At 39.2% G+C, this 24,502-nt stretch carries 25 protein-coding genes; 10 read left to right on the top strand and 15 right to left on the bottom strand.

Translation table 11 applies throughout. The annotated features are described in order from the left end of the window. Positions 1-390 precede the first annotated feature (390 nt). The 3 genes from FC85_RS12330 (at position 391) to FC85_RS12320 (ending at position 2,178) form a co-directional block, all read left to right on the top strand. Positions 391-666 (top strand): hypothetical protein, encoded by a 276-nt coding sequence (locus FC85_RS12330; protein ID WP_057865840.1) that lies wholly within the window; start codon positions 391-393, stop codon positions 664-666. Positions 667-793: 127 nt separating this feature from the next. Further along, entirely contained in the window at positions 794-1,111 is a 318-nt protein-coding gene (locus FC85_RS12325; protein WP_225427583.1) for a type II toxin-antitoxin system RelB/DinJ family antitoxin, read from the top strand. A gap of 308 nt (positions 1,112-1,419) precedes the next feature. Continuing rightward, on the top strand, positions 1,420-2,178 hold the full coding sequence (locus FC85_RS12320) for a hypothetical protein (protein ID WP_057865838.1): 759 nt from the start codon (positions 1,420-1,422) through the stop codon (positions 2,176-2,178). Between the two features lie 505 nt (positions 2,179-2,683). Here FC85_RS12320 and FC85_RS12315 read toward each other — a convergent pair. The 4 genes from FC85_RS12315 to FC85_RS12300 all read right to left on the bottom strand — a co-directional run bounded on the left by FC85_RS12315 (position 2,684) and on the right by FC85_RS12300 (position 6,091). Then, the gene (locus tag FC85_RS12315) at positions 2,684-3,856 is read right to left on the bottom strand and encodes an aminotransferase class I/II-fold pyridoxal phosphate-dependent enzyme (RefSeq protein ID WP_057865837.1); all 1,173 of its coding nucleotides are present in this window, start codon (positions 3,854-3,856) and stop codon (positions 2,684-2,686) included. A 480-nt stretch (positions 3,857-4,336) separates the two neighbouring features. Continuing rightward, on the bottom strand, positions 4,337-4,969 hold the full coding sequence (locus tag FC85_RS12310) for a DUF421 domain-containing protein (RefSeq protein ID WP_057865836.1): 633 nt from the start codon (positions 4,967-4,969) through the stop codon (positions 4,337-4,339). Then, on the bottom strand, positions 4,969-5,418 hold the full coding sequence (locus FC85_RS12305) for a DUF3290 domain-containing protein (RefSeq protein ID WP_057865835.1): 450 nt from the start codon (positions 5,416-5,418) through the stop codon (positions 4,969-4,971). Before FC85_RS12305 ends, FC85_RS12310 begins: the two co-directional genes overlap by 1 nt. 163 nt (positions 5,419-5,581) lie before the next feature. Further along, positions 5,582-6,091: a TetR/AcrR family transcriptional regulator gene (locus FC85_RS12300; RefSeq protein ID WP_057865834.1), complete on the bottom strand. Its 510-nt coding sequence runs from the start codon at positions 6,089-6,091 to the stop codon at positions 5,582-5,584. A 140-nt stretch (positions 6,092-6,231) separates the two neighbouring features. Here FC85_RS12300 and FC85_RS12295 point away from each other — a divergent pair, with 140 nt between their 5' ends. Then, a complete protein-coding gene (locus FC85_RS12295; protein ID WP_057865833.1) occupies positions 6,232-7,935 on the top strand; it encodes an MFS transporter in 1,704 nt (567 codons plus the stop codon). Positions 7,936-8,067: 132 nt separating this feature from the next. On the opposite strand, the gene FC85_RS12290 is transcribed toward FC85_RS12295, so the two are convergent. Then, positions 8,068-8,499: a SufD family Fe-S cluster assembly protein gene (locus FC85_RS12290; protein WP_057865832.1), complete on the bottom strand. Its 432-nt coding sequence runs from the start codon at positions 8,497-8,499 to the stop codon at positions 8,068-8,070. Further along, complete coding sequence (locus tag FC85_RS12285; RefSeq protein WP_057865831.1) at positions 8,496-8,834, bottom strand: hypothetical protein; 339 nt, start codon at positions 8,832-8,834, stop codon at positions 8,496-8,498. Before FC85_RS12285 ends, FC85_RS12290 begins: the two co-directional genes overlap by 4 nt. Before the next feature lie 310 nt (positions 8,835-9,144). On the opposite strand from FC85_RS12285, the gene FC85_RS12280 reads away from it, so the two are divergent. Then, positions 9,145-9,675, top strand: coding sequence for a hypothetical protein (locus tag FC85_RS12280; protein WP_057865830.1), 531 nt, complete (start codon positions 9,145-9,147; stop codon positions 9,673-9,675). A gap of 184 nt (positions 9,676-9,859) precedes the next feature. On the opposite strand, the gene FC85_RS12275 is transcribed toward FC85_RS12280, so the two are convergent. Next, the gene (locus tag FC85_RS12275) at positions 9,860-10,633 is read right to left on the bottom strand and encodes an ABC transporter permease (protein ID WP_057865829.1); all 774 of its coding nucleotides are present in this window, start codon (positions 10,631-10,633) and stop codon (positions 9,860-9,862) included. Positions 10,634-10,639: 6 nt separating this feature from the next. Beyond that, the gene (locus FC85_RS12270) at positions 10,640-11,557 is read right to left on the bottom strand and encodes an ABC transporter ATP-binding protein (RefSeq protein ID WP_057865828.1); all 918 of its coding nucleotides are present in this window, start codon (positions 11,555-11,557) and stop codon (positions 10,640-10,642) included. Positions 11,558-11,898: 341 nt separating this feature from the next. On the opposite strand from FC85_RS12270, the gene FC85_RS12265 reads away from it, so the two are divergent. Both FC85_RS12265 and FC85_RS12260 read left to right on the top strand, forming a co-directional pair. Further along, on the top strand, positions 11,899-12,585 hold the full coding sequence (locus FC85_RS12265) for a type 1 glutamine amidotransferase domain-containing protein (protein ID WP_057865827.1): 687 nt from the start codon (positions 11,899-11,901) through the stop codon (positions 12,583-12,585). Positions 12,586-13,028: 443 nt separating this feature from the next. After that, a complete protein-coding gene (locus tag FC85_RS12260) occupies positions 13,029-13,322 on the top strand; it encodes a hypothetical protein (protein ID WP_057865826.1) in 294 nt (97 codons plus the stop codon). Positions 13,323-13,643: 321 nt separating this feature from the next. Here FC85_RS12260 and FC85_RS12255 read toward each other — a convergent pair whose 3' ends face one another. Further along, positions 13,644-14,474 carry a C40 family peptidase gene (locus FC85_RS12255; RefSeq protein WP_057865825.1) on the bottom strand — a complete coding sequence of 277 codons (831 nt, stop codon included), beginning with the start codon at positions 14,472-14,474 and terminating at the stop codon, positions 13,644-13,646. A gap of 219 nt (positions 14,475-14,693) precedes the next feature. Here FC85_RS12255 and FC85_RS12250 point away from each other — a divergent pair, with 219 nt between their 5' ends. Then, positions 14,694-16,622 carry a S53 family peptidase gene (locus FC85_RS12250; protein ID WP_057865824.1) on the top strand — a complete coding sequence of 643 codons (1,929 nt, stop codon included), beginning with the start codon at positions 14,694-14,696 and terminating at the stop codon, positions 16,620-16,622. Positions 16,623-16,770: 148 nt separating this feature from the next. Here FC85_RS12250 and FC85_RS12245 read toward each other — a convergent pair whose 3' ends face one another. The 3 genes from FC85_RS12245 to alsS form a co-directional block, all read right to left on the bottom strand. Next, positions 16,771-18,162 carry a sugar porter family MFS transporter gene (locus FC85_RS12245; RefSeq protein ID WP_057865823.1) on the bottom strand — a complete coding sequence of 464 codons (1,392 nt, stop codon included), beginning with the start codon at positions 18,160-18,162 and terminating at the stop codon, positions 16,771-16,773. 873 nt (positions 18,163-19,035) lie between these two features. Continuing rightward, entirely contained in the window at positions 19,036-19,746 is a 711-nt protein-coding gene (budA, locus tag FC85_RS12240; protein WP_057865822.1) for an acetolactate decarboxylase, read from the bottom strand. Between the two features lie 19 nt (positions 19,747-19,765). Beyond that, the gene (gene alsS / locus FC85_RS12235) at positions 19,766-21,442 is read right to left on the bottom strand and encodes an acetolactate synthase AlsS (protein ID WP_057865821.1); all 1,677 of its coding nucleotides are present in this window, start codon (positions 21,440-21,442) and stop codon (positions 19,766-19,768) included. A 312-nt stretch (positions 21,443-21,754) separates the two neighbouring features. Here alsS and FC85_RS12230 point away from each other — a divergent pair, with 312 nt between their 5' ends. Continuing rightward, positions 21,755-22,183 carry a MarR family winged helix-turn-helix transcriptional regulator gene (locus FC85_RS12230; protein WP_057865820.1) on the top strand — a complete coding sequence of 143 codons (429 nt, stop codon included), beginning with the start codon at positions 21,755-21,757 and terminating at the stop codon, positions 22,181-22,183. Positions 22,184-22,187: 4 nt separating this feature from the next. Beyond that, complete coding sequence (locus tag FC85_RS12225) at positions 22,188-22,868, top strand: YjjG family noncanonical pyrimidine nucleotidase (protein WP_057865819.1); 681 nt, start codon at positions 22,188-22,190, stop codon at positions 22,866-22,868. Positions 22,869-22,958: 90 nt separating this feature from the next. On the opposite strand, the gene FC85_RS12220 is transcribed toward FC85_RS12225, so the two are convergent. The 3 genes from FC85_RS12220 to FC85_RS12210 form a co-directional block, all read right to left on the bottom strand. Continuing rightward, on the bottom strand, positions 22,959-23,315 hold the full coding sequence (locus FC85_RS12220; protein ID WP_057865818.1) for a hypothetical protein: 357 nt from the start codon (positions 23,313-23,315) through the stop codon (positions 22,959-22,961). Between the two features lie 279 nt (positions 23,316-23,594). Continuing rightward, complete coding sequence (locus FC85_RS12215; RefSeq protein ID WP_057865817.1) at positions 23,595-24,026, bottom strand: hypothetical protein; 432 nt, start codon at positions 24,024-24,026, stop codon at positions 23,595-23,597. Positions 24,027-24,069: 43 nt separating this feature from the next. Next, positions 24,070-24,375 carry a hypothetical protein gene (locus FC85_RS12210; protein WP_057865816.1) on the bottom strand — a complete coding sequence of 102 codons (306 nt, stop codon included), beginning with the start codon at positions 24,373-24,375 and terminating at the stop codon, positions 24,070-24,072. Positions 24,376-24,502: the final 127 nt, after the last annotated feature.

The raw sequence follows: 24,502 nt of genomic DNA, 5'->3' as shown, positions 1-24,502 counted from the left end.
GTAAAAAAACAAAAAGACGACACCAGCCGCAATAACAAATAATGTTATTAATGTAAGTTTCAACTTTTTATGTTCGCCGTTTTTAAGCACGACTATTAACCCCCTCTTCTGTTTATCCTTCAATTGTAATCTCAAAATATTCTCAATCGTTAATCACAGTCTAACAACTTTTACAGGATAGATCAGGTTCTAATTCAAGTTCAGCAAAAAGGTTATCAAATCTTTAAATTGTGACAAAGTTAATCAATAACTTTCGACGGACCAATAACGTTAATTGCTCAGAACCCCTCTTCAAATAGATAGACAATTTATAGACCTATTTATTTGAACATATTTCACAATGGGTATATTCTGAAGAAAAAGTAACCGAATAGTTTGGAGGAGATCACTATGAATAAAATCAGTCGTCCAACTTCCAAAAATATCTATCTTTGGGGACTGCTGGACTTCTTTTGTATCTTGTCATTTAGCATTCTTTCAGCTTTTGATGTCAACGAAGGGATCAGTAGAGTGATTCTTGGGCTTTATATCATCATCTTCCTATACAGCATTTTCAAAACAATAAGTGGCATTGTCTTCAGCAAATTTTATGACGACGGTGGTATCCTTTCTGTGGCTTTTATTGAAATCTGTTTTCTAATATTACTTTTGGTGATGGTCATTTAGTCCTTTACGTATTGTATGATCATCAGTGAGCAAACTGTTTTCTAAACAGCTTAACTGGTTCCATATCGGCAGGAAACCAGCAACATATTTTGTTACCAATAACACATCATAGTCTTGGAAATAAAAGATGAAAGGAATATTCGTAATGGACCCTAAGCCCCAAAAACAAGAACCCAATCAGCTCATTCAAATTCGTATTAATCAAACCGTTGCCAATCAAGCAGAAGATATCTTTAATAAGGTCGGTTTAACTCCCACCGCAGCGATCAACGCCTTTTATCGAAAGGTCATTAGCACCGGCGGAATTCCATTTGACTTAACACCGAATCAAGATGATAAAGATGCCTATGAAATCCAGCAGCTTTCAAAAAATACTCCTGTAGAACGTTTAGATACCCCCCAAAAAATAGAAGATTGGTTTAACGATCCAAGACATGATTACTAAGCCGTTCGATACCTTGTATGTTGCCTTTGTCCAAGAAAATGGTGCAAAAGACGACCAACTTTGGTTCTAAGTAATTATAACGAATGATCGGCAAGCTTAGAGGCGATTGAGAACTTGACTAGAATTGATATACGTAGCCTTAAACACGTTCTCACAATTATCATCGTCTAAAATAAGATAAATAATCGCCATCGTTAATATCAAATCCCAAACCGTTTCTCGTTTAACTGGGAAACGGTTTTTGCTAACCAAAATGAATAACCACCTTAATTAGCGATATAATGGATTTGAAAGCTGAGATGATAGAAATGAAAAAAACATTCTTAATCGCTTTAACATTAGGTGGTTTAACAAGTTGCTTAGGATTTATCGCCAACCAACAACCTGCTGATGCGGCTGCCTGGCAGGTGATTAAAACCAGGGATTACACTCATTCACGATCAGCTTTATCCACGCCATATTATGTCAATAAAAAGGGTAATGTATACATGTGGAACCTGCATCATACCAAGCGACTTCATAATTTAAAAAATTACCCTCGAACTAGTTTTTGGCTTGAAAAGAGTGTTGAACTAAGACAAGGCACAAAACGTAAAATATTCTATCGTGTATCTAGTATCGGTAATGTTAACGGCTATATTTATCGAGGCTACTTAACCAAGGGATGGAACCCTGCTCGCAGCCTAAATAATTCCGCTGAATTAGAGCAACAACTTATTAATCAACTCCCTGGATTAGAATCCGATCAACAGCTTCAATCACTAGCCAACGCCTATGGTGAGAATATAACGGGCGATGATTTCGACGAATATTCTAACATGCTAGACCGTGTATTAGGGCCACAACACAAACTGGTTATCTTTGATGATCAATCAGTCAATCCTCTCCTTCAAAGCCCACAAAACTATGGCCCTTACGTAAAAACCGCAATCACAAATGCTTTGCAAACCAAACTGGGAAAGTCAATTAATGATCTACAAAATTGGCGAATGGGGATCTATGCTTATCCATACTCAAGCAGCTATTACGGATCTGGTGCATTAATATTAATGCCACCAAAGAACTAATCGCCATTATTAGTTTTATCTTGATTTAAATGTATTTATTTGTGACAAAATCGATTTAGAAATTCTTTTTTATTACAAAACAAAGAAGCCAGGAATGGATAAACAGTCCATTTCTGGCTTCTTTGGATTAAAAGCTAAAAGTAATAGTTAAAAATCAGATTTGTCTACTCGATATACGTAACTTTCGTTGGGCTTTGATGCTGAGTCACCGTAATATACAATTCATCACCGAAGATTTGCAAATTCTCAATTTCTGTTAACGACTGTGTCCAATCATTATTGAGAATAGGGGTTTGATCAAAATCGGTTCCATCCCAATACATTTTTCCAATTAACGTATCTCTAAGGCCTGTTTCATCACATGTACCTTATCAACAGTCCCATGTACCCGTCCACCATTAATTTTTAATATTTTAAAAGACCGTTGCAGTGAGTGTCACAAACTGACATCAACTGCAACGGTCTTTTTTTCTAAAGGTAAGTTGATTTTATAATGACTGGAATCCTATACTTTTTCCTTTGTCTTATCTTTTACCATCTGTTTAATGGCTTTCATTGCGGTACTTAATGCTTCATCACTAGCAGCATAACTAATTCGGATATACGCGTTATCGCCAAAAGCATCCCCAGGCATTAAGCCGATATGATATTCCTTGGCTAATGTCTTCACAAAATCCCAACTATCCATATGCAATCCAGCCGGAATCTTGGCAAAGACGTAGAATGCCCCACCGGGATGGACAACATCAAAACCGGCTTCTTTCATCTCTTTTGCGACAAAGTCCCGCCGCTTCAGATATTCTTTTCTCATCGCTGCCGCATCGTTTTGACCATTTGTCAGTGCCTCAATCGATGCATATTGAACAATTGAAGTTGGTGTCGTGACCGTAAATTGGTGCACCTTGGCAATTTGATCAATAAACCCAGTTGGGCCAAAAACAAAACCAATCCGCCAGCCGGTCATTGCGTGTGACTTGGATAAACCATTAATCACAATGGTTTGATCCGGCAATAGCTTCGAAATCGAATAGTGTGCTTGACCATAAGTCAGTTCACCATAAATTTCATCACTAATCACCCAGATACCATTGTCTTTTAAGACAGGTGCCAAATTTTCAATCTGCTCTTGCGTGTAAGCCACACCGGTTGGATTGTTGGGATCAGTCAAAATCAACCCTTTAATATTGTAATCGGGATAATCAGAAATCGCCTGTTGCACTTTTTCCGGGGTTAATACAAATCCAGAATCACTCGTATCAATTAAGATCGTCTTTAAATCGTTTAATGTTAATAGCGCGTTATAGAGTGGGTAAGCCGGCGTTGGTAAAATAACAGCATCGCCAGGTTTAAACAAAGTCTTAACCGTTGACGATAAAGCTTCAGTTGCGCCAACCGTAACCACAATTTGATCCTTCGTGTAATGGTAGCCAAATTTATCTCGGTAGTAATTAGATGCTGCTTCGCGAAGCTCTTCAACACCCCAATAGTACGCATAATGAGATTCGTTTTTATCAATGGCCTCATGAGCTGCTTTTTTAATATGCTCTGGAACATTAAAGTTTGGTTCGCCCAGCGTTAACTTAACGATTTGAGGATCTGAACTAATATCATGATCAAATTTTCGCATGGCAGATGGTTTGACATTTAACACGTTTGGATTAATTTCATCTAATTCCATTTTACTACCTCCGAGAGTTTAGTTTGTTGATAAATCAACACCGAATTGACTTCCAACGATCTTGCTAAAAGTTAAACTTAATCATATAACAAAATGATGAGAAGTCAATGTGTTCAACCAAGAAAATTTGCATAAAAATACGTTTATGACATCTTCACGTCAATACTCAATCATTTCTATCGCTTTCATTGTTTATTCATACAGTTTTTCTTAGGTCTCACTTCAACTTCAAATTTTCGTAGTGTTAGATTTTATAACAAGCCGGTCAAGCAAAAAGGGATCAGCCTGTTAGTTTGGAAAAATAAGCTAATCCATTGAAAAATAACTGATTCAAGCAATGTTTCATGTGGAACTTTGAAGAAATGTAACGGAAAGTCAGCTTAGTAAACTTCAGGATTCTAAATTGAGGGTCTGATTTTTTATCTATTGTTGATGACCGCTTAAAATGGCTTAATTGGCAATGCTTATCCAAACGAATCTTTATTTATAACTCACAATTGTCATCTTATTATCCCGGTAAGTTGCCATATAGACATCCTTAACATTATCGATTCCCTGTTGCTTCAACATCCTCATCAACCAGTCTTCGTCTTTTTCCATAATATCAAGGACATCGGGATCAATCTGACCGTCGACAATGACCGGGTAGCGAATACTACCGTCACCATGACGCAAAACTGTTAGCGAACCGTTTTGTTCCACAATTGCCCGTTTAACCTCTGAAAAGTCATAAACACCAGCCGTTCGCAATTTAAAATCAACATCCTTGGCTGATAAATTAGCTCTTAAACAATTTTCAACCAACAGTTCGCCGTTTCGAACAATTGTAATCGGCTCACCTTCAACAAACTTGCCAAACCAGTGAATATGAGTTTTTAAATAGCGAGTCACCAAAATCAACAATGACCAAAGCAGCAAAACAACCACAAATTGGGCCATTGTAATTGCCGGGTTATAGAGCACACCACCGATAATGCCACCAAGGACATAGTTTTGCAGCTGGTCCATTGCCGAAGTTGGCGCGAGATTTCCCTTTCCGGTCAAGTTAATCAGGACGGTGATAAATGCAAATCCAACAATTAACTTCATTGTGACATCTGAATATGTAAACATTATTTATCCTCCACTTGAATATTATTTGCCTGGTGTAAATCCACCTTTTCAAGAACAAACTGGCTGCCATCAGTATTAAAATCAACTCGATAGTACCCCTTTGGCGTCTTTACCAACAAGTTTTGATTTTGAGACGTGGCATTCACGCTTACTTCATCTGTCTGGACATCCAACCGTTTGGCAACTTCCTTAACTAAAGTTGTCATCTGGCCGGTCTGCTGCGACGATGACTTGATGTTGCTGTAATCGTCATACTGCATCCCCAAAATTAATAAAAGCAACGTTGCGATAATCACACTTAGGTCTTTATATTTAATATCCATTTTGTTTCGTAGATAATGAAGCATGAATAGAATAAAGATAACGACTAAAATACTGATCACAATTACCCGCGCGTACTGCCAAGTGTGCTGAGTCGCGTGCAAATAATTATAGGTGTAAAAGGTCATGGTAATAATCAAACTCCCCTCGGTTGATCTGTCAAAACAATGGCTAATGGTCACTCTAAATAAGCCGAAAACGTTTAGCACAATTTATTATACTCAAAAATCAGGTCAACGACAGCTGATAAGTAACGGCTAACTCTTCTATTTTTAATAAGAGAATTAGCAACTACAGGAACTGCCGAATCTTTTTCCCCATTAGTTCGGCCGATTCAACCATGCCATTTTTCAACCAGTGAATTGAAACATTAACAACCGCTCCGGATAGGAAATCATAGTCATATTCATCAATTTGCTCAACATTATCTTTTTGCAAATAATGATAAGACGTATTAAACGCCTTAATAATCACTTGTTCCTTACCAGCAGCAATTAAAGTAAGCTGATCATCCGCATCATCGGCAACTAATTGAAAATAGTGGGTCATCATCGTCTCGAAAGTTAATTTTACGGGATTATTTGGTAACTGCCGAAGATACTGAATAATCCTCAGCATTTCATAAGCTGATATCACATCATCCAATGTTTTAAAATTACGATAGTAATAAGTCCGCGATACACCGGCCGTTCGAGTCAACTCCGTGATTGAAATATCCTCAAACCGCTTTGATTTTAGTAACTTTATTAATGCCTTAAATGTCGCTGTTAGTTTTTGTTCTTTAACTTCGTGTGGAGACATGGTTTACAATTCCCTCCCTTTTGTAACCTATTTATTTCTGATAAGGATACAGCATGTTAATGTATGAAAGCAAGCGAGGGTCAAAGACAGATAACGTCATTCTCCGCTTAACCATACTTACTTTACAGGGAGAAAATCTTATGCACAAAAAACAAAAACTCATTATCTTTTCCATGATGATCGGTATCTTCTTATGTATGCTGGATACAACTGTTATGAATATTGCGTTGCCAGCCATTCAGAGCGACCTCAAGGTAAACTTGGGGAACTTATCATGGGCTTTAAATATCTACACAATCACATTTGCGGTTTTTACTATTCCATTTGGTCGAATTGCCGACATTGTGGGACGAAATAAGATGTACGTATTTGGTTTAATTCTTTTCGCACTGGGATCTCTACTATCCGGATCAGCTAATCGTGCCGGATTCTTAATCACCGGTCGAGGTATCCAAAGTCTGGGCGCTGCAATTATCTTTCCCGCAAGCATGACTATCGGTATTTCAACAGCCGACGTGAAACATCGAACAGGCATTCTAGCCGCACTGGGTGTAACCCAAGGATTCGCCTCAGCCTTTGGCCCGACCATTGGTGGTGTTGTCACTCAATATCTGGGTTGGCGCTACGTCTTCCTGATCAACCTGCCACTCATTTTAATCGTTCTAATTCTATGTGTTGTCCTACTACCGTTAAAAAACGAACACCAATTTAAGGCCAAGATCGATCTCTGGGGCATGTTATTTTCAATGGGCACATTATTCAGCTTAACTTTGGCCTTAGTTAAAGGCAATGACTGGGGATGGTCCAGCCATATTATCGTTGGATTATTTATAGCGGCTGTTATTTCTCTGATTGGTTTTATTGTCGCTGAACATTTTACCAAAGATCCGATGGTCCCATTAACGCTATTCAAAAGCCGTCAATTCACCGGCGCTTCTCTTGTCACCGTTTTAACAGAAATTTTCTTAGTCGCGGTCTTGGTCATCATGCCCACTTTTTTCACGAATATTCTTAATAAATCAGAGCTTATTGCTGCCTTTATGATTACGCCAACATCACTCATGATTTTTATTTTTTCACCAATTGGCGGTTTATTAAACGATAAAATTGGGCCTCGGTTACTAGTTTCGGTAGGCTTTCTTCAAATAATCATCGGCTACATTGTCCTTTCAGTTATCAATCCGGCAAACTATGGTCAAACAATAATTAGTCTAGTGTTAATTGGTGGTGGTTTTGGCATTATCGCCGGTCCCCTCGTTGTTTTGGGCGCTTCAAATTTTACTGGAAAACTCCTTTCCGCCTCCCAAAGCGTCCTTGGCGTGTTTCGCCAAGTTGGCACGTTACTTGCAGTCGCCATCTTTGTTTCTGCTCTAACCGCGAACTTGGCTACTGCAAGAAGTCAGTCCATCACTCAAGCCAACACCCAAATTGAGACCACTCAGCTATCTACCAAAGCAAAAACCGATGTCGCAGCTAACGTCAAAAAAGCCATCTCAGACAATGGTAAGACAACTGATTCAAATAGTGCTCAGGGCATCACGCCTAAAAAGACCAGCCAACTCATTCAATCCAATTATCAACAAGCCATTGCCAAAATTCCAAATGCTAAAATGATGCCAAAAAAACAAAAAGCCTTGATTCACACCAAAATTGCAAAACTTGTCAAAAAGACGGTCGCAAAACAAAATCTTCAAATTAGCGCAATTGCAAAAGTAATCAAGTCCAACACTAAGCAAAACATGACAAACGCCTTTATGAAACTGTATAAAACGGCACTTCCATTTGCTGTTATTGCAGCACTTGCCAGTCTCTTATTTGAACGAAAACGGAACTATCTTAAATAATCATCACATTTTGAAATAAAAAAAAGCGAGACAGTGACAGGTGGGGGAAATCCCCCATCTATCACCGTCTCGCCTTTTCCATTTTTTCTTCGCTCCACAGAATATCACAAATAAATGGTCTGATTAGATCGTCTAAACATTTACCTTGCTAACCGTATGCGGTGCCAAATGGTTCACTTCTGTCGGTAGACCAACCTCTTGATCTTCACTGATTCCCAATGTACTCAGTTCAGCTCGACTGCCCGTTTGGTTCAAGTTAACTTTAACATCTCCTAATAACGCACCCTTTGTGGCTGCCATGACTGACCAATTATTGGATGCTTTGGCTGATAATTCTTGATTGGCGACAATTGTCATATCAACCTGCTGGTGACTTCTGACAATCGTCGTCGCATTTAACTGACTACTCGTGCCGACCGTACCATCAACAATGACACTGACACAGTTCGCCATGCCACTCACTTCAATGTCTTGATTTAAACTGAGCCTACTATTGCTTCCCATCACCGTGACTACTGTTAAAGCTTCCGGGTGGCTGCTATCCGCATCAATAGTTAAGTTCAACTTGTGATGCAACCGGACATTATCAGGAACAAGCACTGCACTGCAATGCAATTAATTGCCTGTTGATAATGAGCCAATAAAGCCGAACGCCGATTACTTTTTTCCATTTGAGCGGCCAACAACTTGAGAATTGTCTTATCTGACAAATGACCGGAGAATGACGGAATCCGGCCACCAACAGACGCTAATTCCTGCATGGCGGCTGGATTAACATTCCAATTCCAGGAAGTCTCACCAAGCTGATGCCAATCAAATAGGGATGTGGCAACTTTAACACCGGCATATTTTGGTAACCTTGCTATTCGTTCCTCTGATAATGATGTTGCTGAAGCCATTTCGCCCACCGCTTTCTGCTTATTTATTCGATTTCACTACCCTTTAGTTTATCTCATAAAAGAATAAAAGAAAGCCTTGAAATACAATATATATGTGTTATGTACATTTATGGCACAATATATTGTGGGTGCAACAGAAAGTCGCTTTCTCCAAATCATGAATTATCAGTTCGATTTTATTCAAATAAACGAAGAAAATTCTGCACATATCAAAATCGGCTTCTCAACTTTTATCCTCAAATATAAAAGTGGTTATTTCTTTATGCAGAGTAACGAATGGCATAAAATAACGACAAGAAGGGAGTGACTTATGATGATTTCAGCTAAACGCTCGAACCAATCTCTGAACATTCTTTATGGCATTGCTGCTGTTTTTTCTATTATTCTCGGAATCCGACTTGTCTTGTTTACCTTCATTTCCATCTTTGGTTTCCTATTAATGTCCATTCCAACCATTCACTCGTTCATGATGCAACAACTAATCGACGCTGGTATGACAGACGCTTCCCTGTGGGAGATTATCTTCTTTTGGTTAATACTACTGATCACCCTGGCAGCCCGGTTTGGAGTTGCCCTTGGGTTGTTTCGATTGACGGATGATTTTCGTAAACAGCCCACTCTGGATGCCATCAATATGACTAACTTCAAATTAATCCTGATCGCTGACGGTGGTTATATCGTGGCCGCTTATATCGGATCATTTGCGAGTCAGATTTTCAATCTTACCGGAATTAGTTTATTTGGTGGGGGAACACTGACCAATATTTTGATTTGGCTGGTTCTGTATACGGTTTACCTTATTTTTAAGACTCGATCTAACTCGGTCAGTGATCGTTCATAACTGAATTCTAGATTTAATAAATGTTCCCGAATATCAAAACAGAGTGTAGGGGGGCTGTTCTTTTCCTCACGTTCCACTAAGTAATAATCATGATAACTCAAAACGGGGCCGGACAAAATTTCTTTTGTCTCAGCCCCGCTTTTCTAAATAGTACTCAATAATGATTCACAAGATGATCAAATAACTAAACACTGCGACGCTTAAAGACAACGTAACTAATTGCCAAGAAGATCGCCGTGTAAGCCAAACTTCCCCATGCCAATTCGGGTGTCGACAACATCGTCACCTTAGACATTGATGGGGTGTTCATTTGACCTGACAAATTCATCATATTCAATGGATTCCATTTTAACCAGTTCCATTTTTGAATGGCTAACGTCATGAGACCAGCAATAACTCCAAGGGCAAAATACCCGATAATTCCGACCGAAATCGCAGCAGCCGAACTCTTGAAGATATTAGCAAGTAACAAAACCAAACTTAAAATCAGCCACAAACCCACAAAATCACCAATTAAGGTATAAGAAAATGACGTAAAGACACTATGTTCAGCTCCGTATTTCCTGCCAAGATCAAACGTATTGTTAAACAAAACGAATTTCAAAATCAGTGAATAAACGAACACTAAGGCAAAGAGATAAATCGAATAAATCAGCATTGTTAACCATTTACTAACTAAAATTTGGCCACGATAATATTTCCGATAAAGCACCTCTTTAATCGTCCCATATTGAAATTCCATGGCAATAATTGAACTACATGCCGCAATCATAAATAAAACCACCCAAGAATCACCAGTAAATGATTGCACGAATAATGTCCGTGGCGAATAAAACTTCGGATAAGACTTAGCAAGTACGCCAAAGGCGGTCATAAGGACCAACAAAATAATTGTAATTGCCGGCGTACTTCGTTTATGCAGTAATTTAAAGCTCTCTTCTTTAATTAAAGTTATCATTTCAGCCTACGACTCCTTTACTTTATCGTTTTGCAACAGTTTCAATAATGAAGTTTCCAAGTCGCTGTGAACATGCTGAACATCATCGATATCAATGTCACTAGCTGATAATAGTTTGATAATATCAGGCATCTTCGTATCTGCTTTTTCCACCACTGCAACTTGATCAGATTGACTAAGTTCGTAACCATTTTGCGTTAAAATATCTTTAGCCTTCGAATCGTTGGATGTCTTTAAAATCAATAACTTAGCGCTGCCGTTTTCCAAAGCTGCCATACTTTCTTGATAAACAATCTGGCCCTTATCAATCACGACTAAATCATCAACCAACTTTTCCAGTTCACTCAAAATATGACTTGAAATTAAGAATGTCGTTCCTTGTTTGGCCAAATCAAGAATAATTGTCCGCAAGTCCTTGTTGGCTTGTGGATCTAATCCGTTCATTGGTTCATCAAGGATAACTAAGTCCGGCCGATTAACCAATGCCAACGCAATCCCCAGCTTTTGTTTCATTCCCAGCGAATAGGTCTTTGCCTTTCGATTAATGTAACCGCCCATTTTCATCTTATCAACAATATCCATGATCTGAGCTTTAGGCGTCCCATCTTTTGAAAATAATTTCAAATGCTGATACCCGGTTAAAAACGGATAAATCCCTGGATATTCAATTAATGCCCCGACTTTATCCATTGCTTTGTGGCTAGTTGGTGAAACAGCTTCACCATCAATGCTGATATGACCACTTGAATAATTGAATAAGCCCAAAATAGCTTTCATGATTGTTGATTTACCGGCACCGTTAGGACCTACTAATCCAACAATGTGTCCGCGTTGAACTGTAAATGAAACATCTTGTAATACTTTTTTAGAGCCAAAACTCTTATTAAGATGCTCAACTTGCAAAATTGTATCTGTATCTGCCATGTTTTCCTCCTTATGGACGATGGTAAGGTTACAATACTTATATACGCAAAAAGTCATCACTTGCCATTATTTTATTTAGCTAAGTTAACCATAACTAATATGTACAAGTTGCACTGATAATAACATACTAAACCGCTTCCAGACAATAGCGACATGGCATTTCTTACTGGAATTGCGCTTTGAGACATCGTTTATCCTGACCTCAAAAATCAGAAACTTTCTATATTATTCATAACATTTATGCGAACTCAGAGTTAAGATTTGCTTAATTTCGTCAATAGGGTTATTATCTCCCACGGACAATGTTAGACCTACGAATTCAAAGTGAGGTAATGCAATATATGACGAAAGCATTAATTGTCGTCACAAATCATCCCAAATTTGGTGAAATGGACCGAGCCACCGGCTTATGGTTTCACGAGGCAGCCCACTTCGATAATGTGATGAAAGAAAATGAAATCGATGTTGACTATGTCAGCCCAAATGGCGGTTACGTCCCCATAGATCCTTTAAGTTTAGCACCAGATGATATGGATTCTATTGATTGGAACTTCTATCTGGACGATAAGACCAGAAACGTCCACTTGGCAAATTCGCTGAAGCCAGCTGATGTCAATCCGGACGACTATCAAGTCATCTACTACGCAGGTGGTCACGGTGCAATGTATGATTTTCCTGAAAATAAGGACTTGGCAAAGATTGCGTCATCAATCTACGAAAGGGGCGGCGTTTTATCTGCAAATTGTGTGGGCGTTTCAGGATTGCTGGCAATGCGAACAACTGACGGCAAACGATTCGTCCATGGCAAAAAACTAACCAGCTTTACAAATGACGAAGAGGCACTAAACGGCTTAACTAATGATGTCGCGTTTCTACCAGAGGATGAGTTAAAAAAATCGGGAGCGGATTTTTCAAAGAGTGATCCGTTCCAACCCAATGTGGTAACGGACGGCAAACTAATTACGGGCCAAAACCCAAATTCGGCAACGGGTGTGGGCGAAGCGGTGATTAAGGCGTTGCTGAAGTAGGAGAGTGCAAAAAGCCGCGGGTAGCTTCCAGAATATAAGCTCCTCAAACTAATATTCCCGTTTTTGGGGGATATTAGTTTGAGGAGCTTATATGGCCGGAAGTTGCGGCTCTTTTGCACGTTTAGTCTCGGTAACCCAAAACATTAACCACAGAGGACAGCTGGGACTAAGTAGCTTATATGGCCGAGGGTTGTGGCTCTTTTGCTCATTTTGGCTGGGTAGCCCAAAACATTAACCATATTGGGATATCTGGCCGGAAGTTGCGGCTCTTTTACACGTTTAATCTCTGTAACCCAAAACATTAACCACAGAGGATATCTGGGACTAAGTACCTTATATGGCCAAACGTTACTGACACTTTTTGTACATTTACCCTCAACACGGATTTCCGATCATCAAGGAAAACGTCCAGGATTTGCTATAATAACCACAGGAGGCCTATCATGCAAATCTGGAGTGATTTCACGCTCTATTTATTAATTTTAGTGATTCTTCTCGGCGGTATCACATGGTTACTTTTATCAAAGTGGGTTCACGTAACCGAGAGTCAGCCATTGAAAATCGGTTTGGAAGTTTTACTAACGCTTATCGGATTGGCTTCGAATGGATTGGGCGTTATTTTTCTAATTTCTCCCTTTCATAACTTTGGCTATGCACTAATTATTGGCGTAATTGGGATTCTTGTAGGCGTCCTATTTCTGTTTGAGGTTTTCATGTTTTTCCAAAAAAGAAGCTAATAAAAAATGATTGTCGGCTTACGGATAGGCAAAAAGGTCTTGTCCCCATTTAGCCCAATAATAAACAAAGAGAGTGGGACGAAAGGCGGTTAACTTCCAGAGCGTAATTGGATTATCCGAATATTCCGGGCTTGAATGTTTGGATAATTCGGTTACGCGGCAGGAAGTTGCCTTTTGGCGCACGTTTCCACTCGGTAATAATCGTGATTACACAAAACAGGACTGGGACAAAATTATTTTTGCCTCAGCCTCTTCTTTATAACCCAAATTAGATTAATTAAAACATTCTTTCCGAGTGAAGGAGACATAAATGAGTATTGACTAATTAACAATTCGTCTAACCGTTCCGTTTGTTTCTTTTCGCCAGCTGGGTGCATTAAGCGAGGTAATGCCGACACCACCGGTATCTGATTGACCATGATCATGCAAGAATAAATGATCGCCTAAATAAATGGCAACGTGTGAGTTCACTTGGCCCTTTGCATTTGTGAAGAAGAACAAATCGCCGCGTTTCATATGATTAAAACCAACCGGCTTGCCCATTGTAACCAGCGTAAAAGTCGTTACGCTATCCAGATTTCCAAGTGTGATGCCAGCCTTACCGTAGCAATATCTCACAAATGATGAGCAGTCAAAGCGATGATGACGGATATCGGCTGAATTTCGACCGCCGCCATAGTCGTATTTAGAATGACCAACAAGTTTTAGACCGGCGTTAATGGCTGTTTCAATTGATTTGTTATGTCCTTTGAGTGCATTTAAACCGCGAAATCGCGTTTGCTGTGCGCTAATCCAATAGGTGTGACCATCCTGCTTAAACTTGATATAACCAGCGCGCTGATTATGATTCAAATCATCTCTTATCCGACCCGTAATGTGGTTCTGGAGATGTTTGGTGCCGACTGTTCCCAAGTATTGCGACCCCTTAGTTCCGGCAGGCGCAGTGTATAGTTTGGCTTTTGGGGTCGAAATAGTTAGTTTATATGGGAATCGATATGATTGGTAAATGTGATTTGGCGCCACAGTTTGTTTAACCTCGGTGACAGAAGTTGGTACCTCGTTGGGACTCCAAGTCGCTTTGACAAAAACCAATCCAATCCCGATAAGTGCAGCGATTCCCAGACCTCCAAAAATAAGTTTACGATGTTTCATCAAGATATCCCCCGAATAGTTTTTACTGGCTCAGTTGTAACATGTTGAACGGGATTGAGAGATTACTTCGGATGGATCTTATTTATTTCTTAGACAATAGTAATAGGTATATACAGAATTGCCCTTTAATTGAATTGATTTATGACGAGTATCTTTTATAGAAATTATTTGATTTGATGTATACTGAAAACGAATTATAGGAGAATGGGGGAGTGGGATATGAATAAGATGAAGCGTTTTTGGCTATCGATACTGGCAATTTCAACTGTAATTACCGGAATTATTATGAACAATGTTCAAGTAAATGCAAAGGCAAAACAGTTAAATAATACACAAGTTAATGAGATTTTAACTAAATCGAAACTACAACGACCATCAAAAATCAAATCAGATCAAGAAACTACCTTTGATGTTTTCTTAAAGCCTAAACACGAGCATCAATATTTCCAAGAATCACTTGATGTCAATACTCCTGGGAATGGTCAATTTAAGCACTATCTGACGCCAACTGAAATCGGCAATAAATTCGGGCAATCAAATTCAGTCATAAGTGACTGGACATCTTTTTTGAAAAAACATGGTTTAAAAACTACCATATCAAAGAATAAACGGGTTATTTTTGTGTCCGGAAAAGCCGGTACAATCGGTAAACTTTTCAAAACAAATTTAAATTCTGCTAAGTATCACCATAATCCACTTCAATTCGGAAAAGTGAGACCCAAATTTCCTAAAAGTCTTTCTAACAGCTTATTAGCAATCGTGGGAATGACTGACCATAGTCATAATAATGTCTTTCCTAATACAGATCAGTTAACTAAAACAAGTTCTCTGGTTCATAAGATGGGTGGTTATACGAATCGCTTCACAAAAACTTATCATCTAAATTCATTGCTTGAAAGAGGTTTTAACGGTAAAGGAAACACTGTTGGTATCGTTTCTTTTGAGGAAATCCATAGAAGCAATGTGTTTCATTTTTGGAAGCATGAGCACGCCGGTCTTTCCCCAGATCGTTTTACGGTAAAAAATGTCCAAGGAAGTTTCTTTAATCCAAAGATGGTTTCAAACGACAGTATGGAAGCTACCATGGATGTTGAATATGCAGGATCGGTTGCACCACAAGCCAATATTCGAATGTATCGCGAAAAAAGTGCAGTACCAAGCCTTCTTAATACTGTAAGTTTATTTAACACTGCTTATGATGAAAATAAAGTCAGCTCTCTATCTATGAGTTGGGGACTTCAAAGTAGCAAAACTAATGCTTTAATGGAAAAGTATGGAATGCTTCCTAAAGCCTATCTAAAAATTCTTAGCTTAACATTTGCGCAAGGTGATCTTCAAGGAATCTCGACATTTGTTGGTAGCGGTGATACGGGCGCGGGAAATTATTATGTGAAACGAATCAAGAAAAATTATGCGACCTTAGGATATAGTCAGCATTCTAATGATATTGTTACTACCAACCCTTGGCTGACAAGTTGTGGCGGCACAACGTTACCTTATTCTTACAAGGGATCCACGCTAGGATATTCAGAATTCGGAAACATTAGTAACAAAACTGAACGGGCATGGGGATCAAGCCTCATGAAACCTTTACAAAGTAAACCTGAATTAGTAAAAAAGAATCCTATGATTAGACTTAGACTCACGGTCGGTGATGGTGGCGGATTTTCCGAATCATATGCAACACCGAGCTATCAACAAAGCGTTCCTGGTGTGAATACATTTAATGCTCGAAAATTACTTACAAAATACAATTATCCAATCTTTAATGCACCGCTTATTTCGGGTACGGGTCAAGGAAGAAACTTTCCAGATATCTCTGCTAATGCAGATGTTTTGACGCCTTATATTGTATATCAAAAGGAAAAAAGACGGAGCCCTTGGGTTTTAAGAGCAGGTACCAGTATTGTTGGACCACAAATGGCAGGAGCAATTGCTGATTTAAACAGTGGTCGAAATACACGTATGGGATTCTTAAATGCACAAATCTATCAATTGGCAACAACACAAGATTCCCCGTTTAATCCTTTAAACAGTACGGTTGATAACAATAACATGTATTATACCGGACAGCCTGGCACTGTCTATAATCAAGCTTCAGGATTAGGGACGGTTAATTTTGAAAAATTATTCGAAGAATATAAATAAATTATAGAATTCAACTCACAAAAACAGGGCTGAGACAAAAGTAATTTTGTCCAGTCCTGTTTTGTATCATCATGATTATTGCCGAGTGGAAGCTAAGCGTTTTTTTGCCTCACTCTTTAATTGGAAGCTTACCTATGAACGACTAAGTTTATTTGTTTCTAGTTCCTTGTTCCTCAATTTCCTCAAGTGAACGGCCCTTTGTTTCGGGAACGGCCTTAAGAATGAACCAAACACCTAAGAGACAGATCACTCCAAAGATTGCAAATACAGCATCCTGTGGCATATGTGCGGTCATAATTGGGAACAACAACCCAACAGCAAATGATCCGATCCAGTTAGCTGATGAAGCGGCACCGGATGCACGGCCTCGAATAGCTAACGGGAAGACCTCACCTACCAGTACCCAAGTCAATGGTGCCCAAGTAAATGAATAGGCAGCAACATAGATACTAAGGAAAATCACGATCATCATCGGGCTGGCATTTGGCATCAACATGTTAATAACTGTTGGTAACAAGAATGATAATCCCATTACTGTACCACCCATAATTAACAGCGTCCGACGATTAAATTTCTCAGCAATCGCAATGTAAACCAGTGACCCAATGACTAAGATTGCCCCTTGAATAATTGGCCACATTAAAGCAGAACTTGCAGCTTTACCAGTTGCCTTTTCAACAATCAACGGAATATAGTAGAAGATTGCGTTGGCACCTTGGAATTGTTGGAAAGCAGCAACCCCAATTCCGGCAATAGCCAAGTAACGATATTTACCACTAAAGACCGTGGCCCATGATGTTGCTTTGGAAACACTTTTTTCTTCGTTAGCAGTTTTCTTGATTTGATCTAATTCAGTATTAATTTCATTTTCGTTTTGACGAATATAGCTTAAAACTTTTCGAGCATCATCTTCACGACCTGATTTAACAAGGAACCGTGGTGATTCGGGTAGTTTATAAACCCCAAAGAATAAGATAATGGCAGGGACAGCGGCAAGACCCAACATTAATCGCCATGCCCAGTTTTCCGGTAAATCTTTAAGTAAGAAATCAATGATATAAGATAGAAGCATCCCACTCACAATCATCGTCTGATTCAATCCGGATAGACTGCCACGCGCTTTAGCGGGCGCCATCTCAGACATATAGGCCGGCACTAACGCAGAAGCAGCCCCAACAGCCAGTCCAAGAAAGACACGAACAGCAATTAAGTAATATTCACCTTGGTTATTTGGAGAAATTCCTGAAAGTAAGGAGCCAAGGGCAAAAATAATGGCAGAAATTAAAATCATTTTACGACGGCCAAGTTTATCCGATAACTGGCCGGCAATCGCTCCACCAAAAATCGCACCTAACATAACTGATGACGTAATCCAGCCAACAATCCCCGCTTGGTTTTGAAGGCCCCAATCAATTTGCAAAAACGGTAGCGCACCTGTCATCACACCAATATCATAACCAAACAAGATTCCTCCGAATGAACCGAAGAAGTAAATAAACTTGCTTGAAATCTTCTTTTCTGTAACAGCAGCTTTATCCATTCTCTCTCTCCTTATAAAACTCAGTGTCATACGACTGAAGTTATTGGCTTCCCATTTCATAGGGTTGAAAGGGGTTACATAACAAATCGTATAAATCTACAAAACTACAAATTCTGAACAGTCAGTTAAGAACTCTTTAATAGCAGCGCTTACAAGACTTTTTAAATAAAATAAATTGAAAAATAACGAATCTTGTAACGCTTACAGAAAGTTATATTAACGTATTCATCCGTATAAATCAACTGTAAAGATTTGTTATCCGACAAATAAATTTTATTATCGAATTTAAAGCCTAATATACCGCGGATTGATCGACCAACATTATTTTACTAATATTAGAATAAATTTTAGTATTGTTTAGTGTTTATTAATTAATATCATTCTCTATTGACTTCACCTCCAAATCTATTTTCCAATAAGATTATCTATTATCAGTAATGATAAAGATAGCAAATAGGTTTGGAAAAATCATGAAAATTCTGTGAAAAAATTTAACGGATGAACAAGAATAGCTAACTACAAAACAGATCACCACCTGTCCGTTAAGGTTGGCAGCTTTGCAACACAAAACAGAGTGGGCCGGTAAGCGGTTAGACCCCAGAATATAAGCCTCCTAACTTGATATTCCCGATTTTGGAATGTCAAGTTAGGAGGCTTGTATGGCCGGGGTCTGCTTGCTGGCCCATGTTTTAACTAAGTAACAAGTTCAGCGAGATATTCTGATCTTGAATATTTGGATAATTCGGTTACACGACCGAAAGTTGCCTTTTGTCCCGCGTTTTTACCTGGTAATAATCGTGATTACACAAATAGAGACTGGGACAAAATTACTTTTGTCCCAGCCCCCTTTAGTTTAAAACTGCTTAGCTATTGTTACTCAGCTTTATGAATGCTTCCAAGAATATCATCTTTCGAAAAATCATGGGCCATATAGGCTTTGTTATTGACTGGTAAATGTTGTTCAAGCGTATCAAATAGCTGGTAGGTGACTTCACCCTTGACTAAATGAAAGCCCAAGACATGACCACCGAAAGAATGGTCGTCTGATAAGAAGTGTTCATGAAAACCGGCAACAGCCGCACCATCGAACAGTTGTGGCGAGTAGTAGCCTAATAGTGTGCCGTCAATTTGATCGCGAGTAAAAATGCTTTGATTCTCCGCAGTTTTAGCCAATGTATCGTAAGGCGGCGTCGACTTTTCGACTGCCCGTGTTTTGATATTAGCGAACGTCCCCTTCACTTCAACAGAAAAGAAGGTATTGGCCGCTCGACTTAACGAGAGCATTTGCTTATCCAATTCATCCTGATCAACATTTTCTAATTCGGCAAGTGGCGCATATCTTGCAAAATGACTATTAGCAAATGGCAGCGTAAACGACTTTGGGACAACATTCACCTTGCCGCTATGATCGACTTGATACGGCTTACCATCCAAAATAATAAGCTCACCGTCGAGGCCATCACCGGTTCCAATTCCCGTATCACCGTGCTTCAGTAAATCGGCCATCGTAATCGTCCCGGTTAACAAGCCTGGTACTAGTAAGGCCAGCGTGCCATGTTGATATAAAGTTGTGTGTTTTGCCATCGTAAGACTTCCTTATCGTTTAGTTTAAAATATCTTTCAATAAAGCTGACTTTAACTTAATGTTATCACTATAATCGACTGGAATGTCAACAATTACCGGACCCTTTGTCTTAAATGCTTGATCCAAGGTTGTACCAAGATCATCCGGACTGGTTACCCGCAAGCCACGAGCACCAAAACTTTCGGCGTATTTAACGTAGTCAACCGGACCAAATTGAACACCGGCTGGTTTCCCGTACTTGGCAATTTCTTGAAATTTAACCATGTCGTAGTAACCGTCGTTCCAGATCAACTGCACAATATTTAGATTAAGACGCACTGCGGTTTCCAATTCCTGACCCGAAAACAGGAAACCCCCATCACCGGAAACGGAAACGACAGGCTTGCCGGGCCGAACCAATGCTGCTGCAATCGCCCATGGTAAAGAAACACCTAAGGTTTGCATTCCATTGCTGAATAGCAAATGACGTGGTTCATAAATCCGGAAATGCCTTGCCATCCAAATATAATGACTACCAACATCAACCGTAACAGTCGTATCATCGTCAACCCGTTCCTGAAGTGCCCGGACGATTGCCAATGGATGAACCGTTCCCGGTTTGACATCGGTTGGTACTTTGTTTTCAGAATCAAATTCCTGTCGTAAATTATCCAACGTTTTGGAAGTATCTGCTGATAATTTGAATTCGCCAGGTAAGCGGTCGGCCAAAGCATCCAGACTACCCGCAATATCTGCAACCACAATTACATCCGGTTGATAATCTTTACTAATTTCGGGGGCAACATCGTCAATATTAACCACTTTACCAGTTCGATCAACATTCCAATTACGGGCTTCATACTCAACCGGATCGTAACCAATCGAAACAACTAAATCGCTTCGTTTGAGGAGTGTATCACCAATTTGGTTTCTAAAGAGGCCCACCCGGCCAAAGAAATCATCTTCAAGCTCATGAGAGATAATCCCCGCACCCTGATAAGTTTCAACAACCGGTAACGGAAACTTCTTAAGCAAACTGCGAATTGCAGCCGTGTTTTCCGGTGTTGAAGCCCGCATGCCGGCCAAGATAACCGGTAACTTCGCGTGTTTCAACAACTCAATAATTTGATCAAGAGTTGCATCTGCAGCCCGACCATTTTCATGTTTCGTCAACGGCTTTACCTCAGGCCGATCTACCTTATCGCTCAATACATCAGCAGGTAATGAGATGAAGGCAGCCCCTGCTTTGGGTGAAATGGCTGATTGATAAGCGTTGGCAAATGCTTCTGATAAATTATTTGCATCCTGAACTTCAACACTGCTCTTAGTTGCGTTAGCCATTAGTTCCTTACTGGGAATACTTTGATGAGTTAATCGTGCAAGATCGTCACGAGGCACTTGGCCTCCCAAAGCGACTACGGGATCAGCCTCAGTGGTAGCCGTAATTAAACCCGTTACAAGGTTGGAAACCCCTGGTCCCGATGTGGTGGCAACCACTCCCGGTTTACCAGTCAATCGCCCAATTCCCGCCGCAATAAAGGCGGCATTTTGTTCATGACGCGCCACAATTAGCTTGGGCGTTCTGGGATCATCACTATATGTTAAATCCTCAAATAATTGGTCAACCTTAGCACCCGGAATACCAAAAACATATTTAACACCCTGGTTAATCATCGTTTGAATTAAAGCTTGGGATCCACGTTTTTCATTACTCATATCAAGCACCTCATCTTTTCTATGTTGACAATTCAACTTAATCTTTACCAAAATAATAGACACGTTATGTTGAATTGTCAACAAAAAAACAGTAGACTTTATCAAGTAAGTAATAAATAATTTTCAACAAATTCAGCGGTGGTATCGCAATGAAAGCGCTAACCGTGCTGATATATTATTCTAGAATTGTTTAAATTAACTGAAGTTTCGACAGATTCCCACTTTGAAAGAAATTTACACAGCTTACAAAGTGTCAATAATGATCGATTTTATTCCCTTATTTTTAAACACTAATTTGAAAGGACTTTTACATTGAAAGATATCGGTTACCTGGCACAAGATATTTCGATTTTACATCGTCAATACTACAAAGATACTGGGAAACAATTCAAAAAACATCATCTAAATCCAACTGCTGCCTGTATTTTGTTAACTGTCCGCGATCATCCAGACATTAACCAAAATCAGGTTGCTAAATCGCTGGTTATTGATAAGGGTCTGGCAACCCGAGAAATAAAAAAGATGGAGCAATTAGACTACCTCACCAAGACTTCCGGCACCGGTAAGGCAATTAATTTAAATTTAACCGGTACCGGTAAGAAAATTGTTCCCATTATCAATGATATTCGTAAAGAATGGTGGCAATCCCGTTTTTCCGAAACTGGTATTTCACCAGACAGTCCTTTAGTTGCAGCCATCGAAAAAGTAGTCAAAGTCATTACTAGTGACGACAAGGAGTGATTTTGTGAACTATCCGACCCTTTTATTCGATGTTGACGATACCCTGCTTAACTTTCAGGCATCAGAACATCAGGCCATTCAAAAACTGTTTAACCAAATCAATCGACCACTAACTTCCAAAGCCTATCAAAACTATCATCAAATGAATGAAGGGCTTTGGCGCCGTTTAGAGCGTGGCGAGATTTCACGAGAGACATTACTGAATACCCGATTCCAAATATTCTTCAGCCAATACGGTTTGGATGTTGATGGCGTGGCCTATGAGAAACAATATCGCCAATTTTTATCGGCAGGTCATGATCCAATCCCAAACGCTGTCCAATTGCTAAACGATTTGAGTCATCACCATCAACTCTATATTGTAACCAACGGAATCGCAGCGACTCAAAAACGCCGACTTCGTGAATCCAGAATGACAAAATATATCACAAAAATGTTTGTCTCAGAAACAGTTGGCCATCCTAAACCCGAACCTCAATTCTTTGACTACGTAGCTGAAAGTATTGATCATTTTGATAAGCAGCAATCATTAGTTGTCGGTGATTCATTAACCTCAGACATTCTTGGTGCCGCCAATTATGGCCTTGATTCAGTGTGGTTCAATCCAGCTCATCAGCAAAATTCGACCCTGATAAATCCCACTTATGAAATTGCCGGTTTAATGGAATTAGAAAACATTGTCTAATAAATTTTAAGGATACTTGTAATTTTAAAAAGACCTACTTGTACGCAATTACGCGGGCAGTTAGGTCTCTTTTTTCGTTTATTAAATCAACTAATACACTGGTGTGGGAAAAGCAAAGTGAAAAATAAGAAACGTATAAACTCTAAAGTATTGAATCTTATCAACATCAAAGGTGTATGCCTGTTTTTCGGGAAGGCCATACATATCGGCTCCTGCATTATAGCTCCCCTCTTCACAATGGGTTGGTGTACTTTTTATGGCTTGCACAGGGCCGGCACCTGTTAACATCATTGTCATTCTAATGGCATTTGTGGGAGAGACTGAGATTAAAAGGAATATCAAAACAATAACCCCGGTTATTTTTGCTAAAATATTTCCAAACCTTTTAAGGTTATCATCCGAGGAAACACCATTAAAACTTCTGTTCCGGTTCTTTCTTCTGAACATTGCTCTTCCGTCACCTTCATTTTAACTATTTATAGTCATCGTCTATGACAAACCAAGATAACTTGAAATATATCAAGAACTAAGAAAGGACATCAAGTAGCCCGGAAACCAAGGTTGCTCCAACATGACACCAAAATATGTTATTTTTTCTTTTGCGATACCATAAATCACTATCGACAGCTTATCGATTTAAATAATGATATATGGCTCCTTCTTTTTGAAATATCAAAATTTTCTATGTTATCGTAAAATAACTCGTTCACCAGGAAAATTTCAGGTTCAAAATCGAATTGGGTGAATCATCCAAAACTTTATCGTGTAAAGATAGGCAAACGCTTGATGTCCAAGTCTGTAGTAATATGCAATAATTGGGGTTTTTTGGCCATGTCTAAACACCAATTTTCGATAATTATAGTTCACCTTCAGTCGTTTATCATGGTTGACGTACCGAATAACCATGAGTCGTCTTCGTGCATCATAACGATAACAAGTGGTATTGGAATCCTTAAAATACCTTTTTTGATCATAGCCTTCGTACTGCCCCCAATTAGCCCCTGCATATTTAAGAATCCGCTGGTCTCTTGCAACACCTAAAAGGCTTGGATTATATCGATGCCAAATTGCTGCATGAGTTGTCAACGATGATGTGAATAGTAATAATGTATACATACCAATAGTTAAAAAGAACACTCTTAATAAGATCTTTTTCATTAGCCTTTATCCCCCTTACTCAGGCTGATTCAGCTGCAAATAATTAAGCATATCGGTAGGTGCTGGTCGCATTATGGAAGATAAAAATTGTTTTAATTTTAAACAAAACAACGTGCGCCATTCCTAAGTGATCATAATTATACTTATAAGCAATCATGTAAATATCGGCATTCATTTGCTGGCTAAGAAACGGACTCCGCGTAGGATTATATTTCAAAGCAATTACCGGATGACCATCCATCGCAATCCGCAAACGAACAGATTCATTTTTAGAAACAGAGATTGTCGCTGCAAAAATGATAAAGACAACCCATATAATACCTGAAAGTTTAAATAATTTAATGACCATCTTCTTTCAAATTTACATATCAAGATTTATATTGCCTTATATGATAATTACAGTGTTATCACGGAAAAACTGATTAGTTTTAAAATCCAGTATTTGAAGAACCGTCTTCCAGTTCTCTTAACTAATA

Source organism: Lentilactobacillus diolivorans DSM 14421 (assembly GCF_001434255.1).
In the GTDB taxonomy this organism is placed as follows: Bacteria; Bacillota; Bacilli; order Lactobacillales; family Lactobacillaceae; genus Lentilactobacillus; species Lentilactobacillus diolivorans.
This window is presented reverse-complemented; position numbering and strand designations above follow the sequence as displayed.